We start from the raw sequence: 11,592 nt of genomic DNA, 5'->3' as shown, positions 1-11,592 counted from the left end.
GGCTTACATCAAGGCCGCGCTGCGGAGATCTGCGATTTGTGCAGGGCTTCGCAGGCGTGCCCACCACGGTCATCTTGCTCGCCGGCGTGAAGCGGCGGTTCTAGTCAATTGCGGCCAAGGCTACCGCCCGCCCCCTACGCGTGCTACACTGAGAGGACGGAAGGGGACGTGAGCAGATGACGATTGCGGTAGACGATGGCCGGCAGTGGCAGACCGATGGGGTGCAGGAGTACGACACCTACTTCGGCACGCCCACGCACGACGACCATATCCTGTTTGAACTGATGACCGTGGGGGTGTTCCAGGTCGGTCTGAGTTGGCAAGCGGCCGCCAGCAAGCTCCCCGTGTTTCGCCGGGTGTTTGCCGAGATGGCTATCCGCCGCGTGGCGCAGCTCGACCTCGAAGCCGACGTTGAACGAATCGCGCGGGACCCCGCGATGATTCGCAACGTGCGCAAGATTCGCGCCACGATTCAAAATGCGCGGGCCATCTTGCAGATTCAAGCTGAGTTTGGCAGTTTTGCCGCCTATCTCTGGCAGTTCGTTCACGGCACGCCGCTGCTATTACCCGTGGTCAGTCGCGATGAGATCGTGAACCAGTCGACGATGGGCTCAGCCGTCGCGCGGGACCTGAAACGCCGGGGCTGTAAATTTGTGGGCCCGGTCGTGACCCATATGTTTCTCAAGGCCGCCGGGATCTTGCGGGACGAGATCCTCGACCAGTAAAATGAGAATACTATGAGAATGGCCGGGAAATGGCCCCGGCTTGGTCAACCATAACGGTGAAGGGACAACGTCAATCCGGGTCGCGCCGGTTGCTATAAAATATTTTATAATGACTTGTGCTTGACACCGAATTAAAGTTGCATTAGACTAATTTGTAAATTAAGCGATCGGAAACAATGTGATCAGGAGAGTAACCCTTGGTAAAGCTTCTAGAGAGTCCGCAGTTTGCTGCAAGCGGATAGCGACCACCGGGGTGAAGATGGCCTGAGATGAATTGGCGCTGTCGAGGCTGCGGCTTAGACAACGATGACTGGCACTCATTATCGTGCACGCACTTGCGGCTACGGCCAAGAGTGTTAATGAGGGGTCGGTTTGCGCCGATTTGAATTAGAATGGTACCACGACTAAGTTCGTTTCTATTAAGTTAGGAGCGGACTTTTTCTTTTGGTCCGGTTTCCGTCGTGAAGATTAGAACATCAATACTGGATGGCTGAGGGGAGTTTCGTGTATGAAAACATCGTTTAAACGGTTTGCGTGGCTGGTGCTGCTATTAATTCCATTATTAATCGTCTCAGGTTGTGGGAAGTCGAGTCAAAAGACCATCAAGGTCGGCATCATGGGTAGTGATGAGAAGATTTGGACGCCCATCAAGGCCAAGTTGGCCAAGGAAGGCGTCAAAATCAAGCTGGTCAGCTTCACGGATTACAATCAACCCAACGCGGCGTTGACCAGTCACGAGATCGACCTGAATTCCTTCCAGAACCGCTACTTCATGAACACCTGGAACAAGGCCCACAAGACGCACATCGTGGCCTTTGCCGATACCTACCTGGCGCCCTTACGGCTGTACTCCAAGAAGGTCACCAAGTTGTCCCAGATCAAGCGCGGCGACCAGATCACGATTCCTAATGACGCCACCAACGAAGGACGGGCTTTACACCTGCTGGCTTCGGCGGGACTGATCAAGGTCGATTCGAAGGTCGGCTTGCCGACGCCTAAGGACATCACGGCCAACAAGCTGCAGCTGAAGATCACGCCGGTCGACGCGGCCCAGACGCCGCGGTCACTGTCCGACGCCACGGCGGCCGTGGTGAACAACGAATTTGCGGCCAGTGCCAAGTTGGACGCCAAGAAGGCGCTCTTCAAGGAAGCCGTTAATCAGGACTCGCGGCCGTACATCAACATCCTGGCCACCAACAAGGCGGACAAGAACAACGCGACCTTCAAGAAGATCGCTAAGGCTTACCAGACCGCAGCCAACAAGAAGAACATCGCCAAGGTTTACGATGGCCTGTCGATTCCGGCCTGGAACCTGAACCTAAAATAAACGGATTAGATTGACACATGAAAAGGGGACTTTATAATGAAGTATTCATTTAAGAAATTTGCCTGGTTATTTTTACTGTTGATTCCATTGCTGATCGTGGCCGGTTGTGGCAAGTCGGCTAGCAGCACCAAGACGGTCAAGGTCGGCATCATGGGGACCGATGAAAAAATCTGGAAACCCATCAAGACCAAGTTGGCCAAGCAGGGCATCAACATCAAGCTGGTGACCTTCACGGACTACAACCAGCCCAACGCGGCACTGACGAACCACGAAGTTGACCTGAACTCGTTCCAGCACACCTACTTCATGAACACTTGGAACAAGGCCCACAAGACCCACATCGTGGCCATCGCCAACACCTACTTAGCCCCGTTACGCCTGTACTCCAAGAAGATCACCAAGGTGTCCCAGATCAAAAAGGGTGACCAGATCACCATTCCAAACGACGCGACCAACGAAGGGCGGGCGCTGCACCTGCTCGAATCCGCTGGACTGATCAAGGTCAACGACAAGGTGGCTTTGCCAACGCCGAAGAACATCACGCAAAACAAGTTGAACCTGAAGATCACTCCAATGGACGCCGCCCAGACGCCCCGGTCCTTATCCGATGCCACGGCGGCCGTTGTGAACAACGAATTTGCGGCCAGTGCTAAGCTGAACGCCAAGAAGGCCCTGTTCCAAGAAAAGGTCAACAAGGCGTCGAAGCCGTACATCAACATCATCGCGGCCAACAAGTCGGACAAGAACAGTGCCACGTTTAAGAAGATCATCAAGGCCTACCAGACCGAAGCCACGAAGAAGAACATTGAAAAAGCCTACGATGGCCTGTCCATCCCGGCTTGGAATCTGAAATTGAAGTAAGCCCTCGTGCACGGCAGCGGGGAGTAAGGAGAACGAAGACTGTGACGAAAGAACCTATTATTGAATTAAAGAATATCGACGTGACCTTCCATAACAAGGGCCAAACGGTGCCAGCCGTGAAGGACGTGTCCTTGACGGTCGACCGCGGCGACATTTATGGGGTCGTTGGTTATTCCGGAGCCGGGAAGAGTACCCTGGTCCGGGTCATCAATCGCCTACAGCGGCCTACCGCTGGGACGGTTACGGTCAACGGACAAGACATCCTCGCCTTGCGGTCGGGAGAGCTGCGGGCAGCGCGGAAGAAGATCGGCATGATCTTCCAACACTTTAACCTGATGAACGCCCGCACGATTGCCGATAACGTGGACTACCCCTTGAAGGGGGCCGGCCTTTCCCGGCAGGAGCGGCGCGAAAAGGTCGCCAAGCTGCTGGACCTGGTCGGACTGAGTGAAAAGGCCAAGGACTACCCGGCGCAACTGTCCGGGGGGCAAAAGCAGCGGGTCGCCATTGCGCGGGCGCTGGCCAACGATCCGGAGATCCTGATCAGTGACGAAGCCACCAGTGCGTTGGACCCCAAGACCACGACCCAGATTCTGGAGCTGCTGAAGCGGCTCAACCGGGAACTGGGCCTGACCGTGGTCCTGATCACCCACGAAATGGAAGCCGTCAAGGAGATCTGTAACAAGGTCGCCGTGATGGAGAACGGCGAGATCATCGAACGGGGCGACCTGGTCACCATTTTCAGCGAGCCCAAGCAGCCGCTGACCCGGGACTTTATCAACACCGCCACCCAGATCGACCAGGCCCTCGACAAGATTTACAAGCAAAAGCTGGGCTTGGACGACCATCACCGGTTGGTGCAACTCAAGTACGTGGGGGCCAGCACCGATGCGCCCCTGATCACCGAGCTGTTCAAACGGTATCAGGTGGTCTCGAACATCCTCTACGGGAACGTCGAGATCCTCCAAGACACGCCACTGGGCAACCTGGTGGTCGTAATGGCCGGGGAACCCGACCAGCTCGAGCAGGCCTGGCAATACTGCCGGGATGCCGGCATTGAAATCACGTTCTTGACGCCCAAAGATCCGGAGGTGGCCTAGTTGAGTTTATTTGCAAAGTACTTTCCAAACGCGGTCACGATGAAGAGTGACTTTCTGCAGGCGACCTGGGAAACCATCTATATGACGCTGATTACGGCTGTGGTGGCCGGCATCATCGGGATGGCCATCGGGATTGGCCTGATTGTCACCCAACCGGGCGGCATTTTGGAGAACAAAGTCGTTTATAACATTCTGGATAAGATCGTGAACCTGTTCCGGTCGATTCCGTTCGTAATCTTGCTGGCCGTGATCGCGCCCGTGACGCGGATCATCGTCGGCACGGCCATCGGGACCACCGCGGCCATCGTGCCGTTGGTGATCGGGTCCGCCCCGTTCTACGCGCGGCAGATTCAAAACGCCCTGGCGGAAGTGGACCACGGGGTCATCGAAGCGGCCGAGGCCGTGGGTTCCGGTCCCATCGCCATTATCTTCCGGGTCTACCTGCGGGAAGGCCTGGCCGACATCATCCGGTCGTCCGTCCTCACGCTGATCAGTCTGATCGACCTGACCGCCATGGCCGGCGCCATCGGTGGTGGGGGCCTGGGGAACCTGGCCATCAACGTGGGGTACAGTCGCTTCGAAAGCGACGTGACCTTCTTAGCCATGTTGATCATCCTGGTCTTGGTCTTCGCCATTCAACTCTGTGGGGACCTCTTGGCGCGCAAGGTCGACCATTCGGCCTAACCTGAAACGGCGCGTCCCATTAAGTGAAATCATTCAAAACGTTATCCTGTGGTGCGTCACTGCCGGGATAACGTTTTTGTTTGGGGTCAGTGGTAAAGCGGCTTAAAGGATTGGAGGATGGGGGAACCCGCTTAACGCCGGCCATAAACGCGCCTTCAACCAGCTGATTCACAGTGCCGGTGGTTGAGGGGGCCGACGATTTTTGAAAATTGTCTAAAAATGCAGAAATTGCCGCCAAATTTTAATGATAGTCCGCTAAAATTGAAAAATTAACGAGAGAATCGGTTGAAAGTGAGGAGTTTGAGCGTTGAATACTTCAGGTCATACCACCGAAAACGTCATGAAGGGGATCTTCTGGGCCACGGTGGCCTCGGCGATGTTCGGGATTTCAGGAACGGTGTTACAGTTTATCTCACAGGGGCAAGCCATTCCGACGAGTTGGTTCCTGTCCGCACGGACCATGGGGGCGGGGGTCGTCCTGCTGGTAATTAGTCTTATCTTATATGGTAAGAAAACGTTTAGCGTCTTTAAAAGTTGGGTCGAAATTGCCTGGCTAGTGGCCTACGCCTTCATCGGCTTGGGGGCCAACCTGCTGACCTTCTACATCGCCGTGCAAACGGGGAATGCGGCGGCGGCCACGATCCTGCAATATCTGAGCCCGCTGTTTATCGTGCTGGGGAGCCTGGTGTTCAAGCACCAGCGCCCGTTACGCAGCGACATGATCGCCTTCGTGGTGGCCCTGGTCGGGGTCTTTCTGGCCATCACCCGGGGGAACATCTCCCAGCTGGCGATTCCGCTGAACTCCCTGCTCTGGGGCATCGGCTCCGGCATCACGGCGGCCTGCTACGTGGTATTGCCCCGCAGCCTGGTCCGCGACTACGACCACGCGCCGATCACGGTGTTGGGCTGGGGGACTTTCCTGGCCGGCATCGGCTTTAACCTGGTCCACCCGGTCTGGGTCAACACGCCGCCGATCACCGGGACGTTAGTGGCCTCGATGAGCACGGTGATTTTGATCGGGACAATCCTGCCCTTCGCCTTGTTGCTGTACAGCAGCCACTTCGCGCCATCCGACGTGATCAGTATCGTGGACGCGACCCAACCGGTGGTGACCTTCATCCTCTCGATCCTGTTTTTGAGCCTGAAGATCACGTTGGCCGAGGTCATCGGGTCGATCCTGGTGATCGTGGCGATTTACCTGTTGCAACGGGGCCGGCAGAAGGTCATCGTGACGTCGCCGTTCGAACAGGAGCATAGTCTGATCAAGCACTAAGGAGGCGGTGGTCATGACCACCATTGATTGGATTCGGCACGGGCAAACGCACGCCAACGTGGCGGGCGTCATCCAGGGACAACTGGATACGGACGTGGCGACCCTCACGGCGACGGGGCAACAGCAGGCCCAGCAACGCTACCAGCACCTGGACCTGACGGCCTATGACCGGGTCATCGTCAGTCCGTTACGCCGCACGCGGCAAACGGCGGCGATCCTGACCGCCGGGTACGCGGGAGCCGTGACCACCGACGAGCGGTTGATGGAGGCCGCCTACGGGCAGTGGACGGGGGAAAAGACGGCCGACCTGCTGGCCCGGTACCCCGCGGCCTTTGACCCCGTGACCCGGGAGGTCCAACCGGCTTGGCTGCCCCGCATCGGGGGCGAAAGCTACTTGGCGGTGCAGCGCCGGCTGGGCCAACTGCTGGCCGAATTGGTGGTCGATCACCCGACGGACCACGTCTTGCTGATCAGTCACGGCCTGACCATCAAAAACGCCGCTTTGCTGATGCTGGCGGCCCCGGCGACCCTGGCGTTACCCGAGCCCACCAATCTCAGCCTGACCCGAACGCTGATCGATCCGGCGACCGGGCACCGGTACCTGCAGTGCTACGGCGCGCCCGTTTGATGCCAATTGAAGAGAACTGACAGAGACCCTAGACGAAAGTCATGGGCCTCTTTTTTTGACGGCGGACCGGTCGTCACCCGTTGCTCAAGTTAAGGTTAAGATACCGGCCGCCATCCGTGGGCAACGGTTCCCCGTGCTATAGTGAAGGTACTGAAACGAAATGGGGAAATCATGAATGGCAAATACAATTTTAGTCGTGGAAGATGAAGAGGCCGTCAGCACCTACCTGACCAGTGAGTTGCAGTTTGAGGGGTACACCGTCCTGAACGCCACGGACGGGCAGGCGGCACTGGCCACCTACGAAAGTCACCGGGGCCAGTTGGACCTGATCCTCCTGGATTGGATGCTGCCGGAGCTCGACGGCCTCGAGGTCCTGCGGCGGATTCGGCGTCACGACGATCTGCCCGTGATCATGATGACCGCGCGCGATTACGTGGGCGATAAGGTCGCGGGTTTAGACACCGGGGCCGACGACTACATCACCAAGCCCTTTGACATCGAAGAACTCCTGGCCCGCATCCGGGTCATCCTCCGGCACCGTGATCAGCGGGGGCCGCGCCCGCTGGACCACCTCCAAGTGGCCGACCTGTCGCTGGACACCACGGCGCGCCAGGTCCTCCGGCACAACCAGCTGGTGCAGCTGACCCAGCGCGAGTACGAGCTGCTGCTCTGCCTGATGCAAAACGCCGGGCAGACCATGACCCGCGACGCGTTGTTGGACGCCGTCTGGGGCGTTGACTTCGAGGGGCAGCCCAACATCGTCGACGTGTACATTCGGTACCTGCGTCACAAGGTCGACCAGACCGCGCCACAGCTGATTCACACCGTGCGGGGCGTTGGGTACGTCCTGTCGGCGGATGTGCGTTAGGGGGTGGTCAGGCATGAAGTCACGAACACCACGGACGACCGCCCAGGAGATTCAAGGACGGTTTTTACGCATCTTGATTGGCATGACCCTGCTGATGGGCCTGGGGGTGGTGGGCACCGTGGGCTACCGGCTGGTCAAGCAGCAGGAGGCCGCGTCGACCCACGTCATCGCCAGCCTCAAACGCTCGATGGTCGATAAGGAGCCCGACTGGCAGGCCTGGGAGTGGCACCTCTGGCGGCGCAACAGCTCCATTGATACCCGGCAGACCTTCGTCATGGCCAGTCGGGGCGGCCAGCACCAGCACCGCTACTATTCACCCAATACCAAGGCCTTTTTGCGGGCCAAACACTACGGCGTCCCGTTCTTCGAGGGCCTCGACTACACGCCGGGATACGGCCTGACCTTTTACCGATCGGGGTCGCGGTCCCACGTGGTCTTCGAGACCTGGCTGCGGTTAAAACCCATCACGGACCTGCTGTGGTCGGTCCTGGGGGTAGTTGTGCTGGTGGCCCTGGTGATCTTGATGCTGGGGTGGGTCTACGTCCGCTTGACGGCGGATCAGCTGACCCGGCCGTTGGTCAGCCTGAGCTCGGCCGCCCGGCGCCAGGCTCAGGCCAACCGCACCAAGGTTGCGCTTCCGGTCCCCGCGCGTCCGCTGGAGGCGCACCAGTTGGCCCGGAGCTTCAACGACCTGTTAGCGGCGCTTAACCAGCACGCCCAGCAGGAGCGCGAGTTCACCGCCAACGCCGCTCACGAGCTCCGGACCCCGATTGCGGCCATCCGGGGACACGTCCAGCTGGTCAAACGGCGGGGCGCGGCTCATCCGGAGATTGTCCCGCGCTCACTGGGCTTCATCGACCAGGAGTCGGCAAAGATGCAGGACCTGGTCAACAGCCTGCTGATGTTATCGCGGGCCGACCGGGGGATGCTGAAGCTGACGACCGTCGACTTAGGGGCCATCATCCAGGAGACCCTCGAGGAAAAACGGGTGACCTTGGCCCAGCCGCTGGTTTACCAGGGGCCCGCGACCGTTCAAGTCTGGGGACACCCGGCCAGTGTGCAACAGATGCTGAGCGCCCTGTTGGACAACGCCGGAAAATACTCACCGGCGGACCAGCCCATCACGGTGACCCTGGCAGCGACCGCTCAAGGGGGCCGGCTGACGGTGGCCGACCTGGGACGGGGGATTGCCGATGCGGACAAGACCCACATCTTTGAACGGTTCTACCGGGTCAGCGATGCGCAGAACCGGCAGGTCACGGGGACCGGCTTAGGGCTGGCCATCGTGGCCCAACTCGCGCACTTGAATCACGTGACCATCGCGGTCCACGACAACCAGCCCGCGGGCAGCCGCTTCGTCCTCGATTTTCAGCGACCCCAATCTGAGAATCTCTCAGACTAATCTCTTTTAACCTAGGTAGTGCCGGCCCCGTTTCCTTGGTATCCTAAGGATGTTGCGTTGCGGATGCGTCAGAAAATGCGGGTGAGCCAAGGGATGGCTTGCAACCAGGCGGGTGCGGGGTGCAGAGCATCCTCAGCTGGGTCGTGGGATCATCCGGCGTTGGGGAACGTCGCCGCCAGGCCCGCCTGACCGTTGGGGAACGGTCGGACGGGGCCACATTGGGGCACCCGTTTTCAACGAGACGATGGATGGTCAACGGAGTAGGGGAGTCATTGAACGACAGGAAACAAAAAAATGCCCGCAAAAAAGGGCAAAAAAATAACGTCTACCAACAGGTGGACGTTATTTTTAGTTGAGCCGGCCGCTTCTACTTCTTAAGATTTTCTTCGACGTAAGCGCGAACTTCGTCGTCGGACTTAGCGTCCATCTTTTGCATAGAAGCTTCGGTTTCATCGGTGTTGTGACCATTAGATTCCATGAAGTGATCCCAAAGGGCGTCACGTACAGGGATGGAGTCCTTTGACCAATCAAAAGCTTCATCCATCTTTTCATCTAATAATGCAGTCTTAAATACAACAGCCATAACCATTACCTCCAAAAGAAAATTGGGTCAGTGTATCGTGTTGTTGGCATGGGTACCACCGGCTTCATCTTCTATGGTAGTTCATCTTGTCAAAAATGGAAACTATTTTATCTAAGCTTTTGGAGTCAATCAGGTCAACTACGCAACCTGTAGTTCGAGGATCCAATTGGCGGCTTGCTGATTGTGGTTGATGGTTGCGGGATCGGCGACCAGGTCCTGATTGACCTTGGTGACGGTGCCCGCGTAGGGGGTCTTGAAGTTTTCCACGGCCTTGTCGCTTTCCACTTCGAGGATGTCGTCACCGGCCGCCAACTGGTCGTCGGTCATGATGGGCAGGTCGGCGAAACTGATGTCGCCGATCTGTTCCAAAGCGTCACTGGACAGGCCGAGGCGGTAGTGCCCCTGGTCGCGCTGTTCGAGCCAGACGCCGTCCTGGATGGTGAGTGCGGGGGCTGCGGGGGCGTGGCGCTTCTGCCACCAAGCCACCAAGCGTTGCCAAAATGAGCGATGTTCTGTCATGTTAATTCCTCCCGGGTGTTCCGTCCTGCGCAGGCGCCTGTTGGCCCTGCAGCAGTTGGAAACGTCTTGTTTACCCTTCAGTATACCCTTTTCATGGAAACGCTGACAATCAATTGCTTGTGGCTTTTCACGCATGGTTGAGACCCCGGATGGCTTATGCTACACTGAAAACAATTTGACGGGTGCCAAAATCCGTCGGGGACGAAGGGAGAATACCACTTTATGTTCTTAATTGATACGAATCGCCAGGGAAAGGTCGTCACCGACGCCATCGTCAACCAATCGATCGACAACTACCTGGTCAATGACCTGAAGTTACCGGGGCACGGCCTGATGATGTACGTGAACCAGCCCGCGGTGATCGTGGGCATCAACCAAAGTGTGATGGCCGAGGTCGACTTTCATTACCTCGCGGCCAACGGCGTCCAATTGGTCCGGCGCACGTCCGGTGGGGGCGCCGTCTACCACGACGAGCGCAACCTGATCTTTGAGCACATCGTCAACGGGGACCCGCAAGACGGATCGAAATTCGGCGACTACAGCGTGTTTGCCCAACCGATTCTGCGCGCCTTAGCCGAAATGGGGGTGGCTCACCCGGAAATCAGCGGCAAGAGCAACCTGGTCGTGGACGGGAAGAAGTTCTCGGGGATGACCATGTTCAAGAACGGCGACGGTTACGCGGCCGGGGGCACCATCATGTACGACCTGAACGTCGATGCGGCGCACCAGGCCTTGCTGCCCAGCAGTCAGCGGCAACACCGCGGGGTCGCCTCTAACCGGGTGCCCATCACCAACCTGCGGCAGTACCTGGCACCCGAATACCGGAACCTGGACATTCAGGCCTTCAAGGAGGCGTTGCTGTGCCACATCTTCCAGGTAGAGCGGTTGGACCAGATCGAGACCTACCACCTAAACGACCGCGACTGGGACATCATCGACGAGCGCCTGGCGGACAAGTACCGGACCGACGCCTGGAACTTCGGCGCCAACCCGGGCTTCCGCGAGTACCGGGCCGTGCTCTTGCCGACGGGGCAGCTGCACCTCAACTTTACGGTGCACCAGGGCGCCCTGCGCAACGTGGCCCTGTTCGGGACGGTCGCCACGGCCGACCAACTGAACGCCGTGGCCGACCGTTTGGTGGGCGTGTCCCTGGAGACCGCGGCGCTGACCGCGGTCCTGAGTGACCCGGCCGTCTTGGCGGTGCTGGGTAACGGCGCGGTGACCCCCATCGTGACGGCCCTGACCACGGAGGCGCACCGTGAAGGCTAAGTATGAGGTGAATCAGTACATTGGTGTCCCGGTGGCGGCGAATGCCTCGGGGCGTTATGAGATCAAACGCGAACCGGACGGCGACTTTAAGCTCCATTCCTGGCGCACCGGCCGGCACAGCAAGGGCAAGTACCAGGGCGTCGGCCAGATCTTCCTGACCGAAAACAACCTGAAGGTGGCGGTGGTCGCGGCCTATCCCGTGAACTATAAGGACCGGCACGACTTCACCCCGATGCAGCGGCTGACCAGCGAGTTCGTGGACGACCAGGTCGTGGCCACGGCCCAGCAGCGGTTGCCACAATCGTAAAGCGTAAGGCGTTTCGTTTTCGTCAAATAAGGTAAAACAGGCAGCC

At 58.4% G+C, this 11,592-nt stretch carries 13 protein-coding genes; 11 read left to right on the top strand and 2 right to left on the bottom strand.

The window, feature by feature from the left end; all coding sequences use genetic code 11:
* Positions 1 to 176: 176 nt before the first annotated feature.
* The 9 genes from FD37_RS10915 (at position 177) to FD37_RS10875 (ending at position 8,868) form a co-directional block, all read left to right on the top strand.
* A complete protein-coding gene (locus FD37_RS10915) occupies positions 177 to 725 on the top strand; it encodes a DNA-3-methyladenine glycosylase I (RefSeq protein ID WP_056965279.1) in 549 nt (182 codons plus the stop codon).
* A 508-nt stretch (positions 726 to 1,233) separates the two neighbouring features.
* The gene (locus tag FD37_RS10910) at positions 1,234 to 2,052 is read left to right on the top strand and encodes a MetQ/NlpA family ABC transporter substrate-binding protein (protein WP_056965277.1); all 819 of its coding nucleotides are present in this window, start codon (positions 1,234 to 1,236) and stop codon (positions 2,050 to 2,052) included.
* Positions 2,053 to 2,088: 36 nt separating this feature from the next.
* The gene (locus FD37_RS10905; protein WP_045806156.1) at positions 2,089 to 2,913 is read left to right on the top strand and encodes a MetQ/NlpA family ABC transporter substrate-binding protein; all 825 of its coding nucleotides are present in this window, start codon (positions 2,089 to 2,091) and stop codon (positions 2,911 to 2,913) included.
* 56 nt (positions 2,914 to 2,969) lie between these two features.
* Positions 2,970 to 4,013: a methionine ABC transporter ATP-binding protein gene (locus tag FD37_RS10900; RefSeq protein WP_056965384.1), complete on the top strand. Its 1,044-nt coding sequence runs from the start codon at positions 2,970 to 2,972 to the stop codon at positions 4,011 to 4,013.
* Positions 4,014 to 4,697, top strand: coding sequence for a methionine ABC transporter permease (locus FD37_RS10895; protein ID WP_045806155.1), 684 nt, complete (start codon positions 4,014 to 4,016; stop codon positions 4,695 to 4,697).
* Positions 4,698 to 5,037: 340 nt separating this feature from the next.
* Positions 5,038 to 5,970: a DMT family transporter gene (locus FD37_RS10890; protein ID WP_045806203.1), complete on the top strand. Its 933-nt coding sequence runs from the start codon at positions 5,038 to 5,040 to the stop codon at positions 5,968 to 5,970.
* A 13-nt stretch (positions 5,971 to 5,983) separates the two neighbouring features.
* Positions 5,984 to 6,598 (top strand): histidine phosphatase family protein, encoded by a 615-nt coding sequence (locus tag FD37_RS10885; RefSeq protein ID WP_056965275.1) that lies wholly within the window; start codon positions 5,984 to 5,986, stop codon positions 6,596 to 6,598.
* A gap of 175 nt (positions 6,599 to 6,773) precedes the next feature.
* Complete coding sequence (locus FD37_RS10880) at positions 6,774 to 7,466, top strand: response regulator transcription factor (RefSeq protein WP_056965273.1); 693 nt, start codon at positions 6,774 to 6,776, stop codon at positions 7,464 to 7,466.
* Positions 7,467 to 7,479: 13 nt separating this feature from the next.
* Positions 7,480 to 8,868 (top strand): sensor histidine kinase, encoded by a 1,389-nt coding sequence (locus tag FD37_RS10875; protein WP_056965271.1) that lies wholly within the window; start codon positions 7,480 to 7,482, stop codon positions 8,866 to 8,868.
* Between the two features lie 367 nt (positions 8,869 to 9,235).
* Here FD37_RS10875 and FD37_RS10870 read toward each other — a convergent pair whose 3' ends face one another.
* Both FD37_RS10870 and FD37_RS10865 read right to left on the bottom strand, forming a co-directional pair.
* The gene (locus tag FD37_RS10870; protein ID WP_045806151.1) at positions 9,236 to 9,451 is read right to left on the bottom strand and encodes a P8 family protein; all 216 of its coding nucleotides are present in this window, start codon (positions 9,449 to 9,451) and stop codon (positions 9,236 to 9,238) included.
* A 138-nt stretch (positions 9,452 to 9,589) separates the two neighbouring features.
* Positions 9,590 to 9,970, bottom strand: coding sequence for a glycine cleavage system H family protein (locus FD37_RS10865; RefSeq protein WP_045806150.1), 381 nt, complete (start codon positions 9,968 to 9,970; stop codon positions 9,590 to 9,592).
* Positions 9,971 to 10,192: 222 nt separating this feature from the next.
* On the opposite strand from FD37_RS10865, the gene FD37_RS10860 reads away from it, so the two are divergent.
* Positions 10,193 to 11,239 (top strand): lipoate--protein ligase, encoded by a 1,047-nt coding sequence (locus tag FD37_RS10860; RefSeq protein WP_056965269.1) that lies wholly within the window; start codon positions 10,193 to 10,195, stop codon positions 11,237 to 11,239.
* Entirely contained in the window at positions 11,229 to 11,546 is a 318-nt protein-coding gene (locus FD37_RS10855) for a DUF7671 family protein (RefSeq protein ID WP_056965267.1), read from the top strand. Before FD37_RS10860 ends, FD37_RS10855 begins: the two co-directional genes overlap by 11 nt.
* Positions 11,547 to 11,592 lie beyond the last annotated feature (46 nt).

Source organism: Levilactobacillus spicheri DSM 15429 (assembly GCF_001435095.1).
In the GTDB taxonomy this organism is placed as follows: domain Bacteria; phylum Bacillota; class Bacilli; order Lactobacillales; family Lactobacillaceae; genus Levilactobacillus; species Levilactobacillus spicheri.
Note: the sequence above shows the minus strand (reverse complement) of the source record. Positions and strands in the feature narration are given on the sequence as shown.

Coding starts and splice junctions, on each gene's coding strand:
- FD37_RS10915 (WP_056965279.1), top strand. CDS start 177: ATGACGATTGCGGTAGACGATGGCCGGCAGTGGCAGACCGATGGGGTG.
- FD37_RS10910 (WP_056965277.1), top strand. CDS start 1,234: ATGAAAACATCGTTTAAACGGTTTGCGTGGCTGGTGCTGCTATTAATT.
- FD37_RS10905 (WP_045806156.1), top strand. CDS start 2,089: ATGAAGTATTCATTTAAGAAATTTGCCTGGTTATTTTTACTGTTGATT.
- FD37_RS10890 (WP_045806203.1), top strand. CDS start 5,038: ATGAAGGGGATCTTCTGGGCCACGGTGGCCTCGGCGATGTTCGGGATT.
- FD37_RS10885 (WP_056965275.1), top strand. CDS start 5,984: ATGACCACCATTGATTGGATTCGGCACGGGCAAACGCACGCCAACGTG.
- FD37_RS10880 (WP_056965273.1), top strand. CDS start 6,774: ATGGCAAATACAATTTTAGTCGTGGAAGATGAAGAGGCCGTCAGCACC.
- FD37_RS10875 (WP_056965271.1), top strand. CDS start 7,480: ATGAAGTCACGAACACCACGGACGACCGCCCAGGAGATTCAAGGACGG.
- FD37_RS10870 (WP_045806151.1), bottom strand. CDS start 9,451: ATGGCTGTTGTATTTAAGACTGCATTATTAGATGAAAAGATGGATGAA.
- FD37_RS10865 (WP_045806150.1), bottom strand. CDS start 9,970: ATGACAGAACATCGCTCATTTTGGCAACGCTTGGTGGCTTGGTGGCAG.
- FD37_RS10860 (WP_056965269.1), top strand. CDS start 10,193: ATGTTCTTAATTGATACGAATCGCCAGGGAAAGGTCGTCACCGACGCC.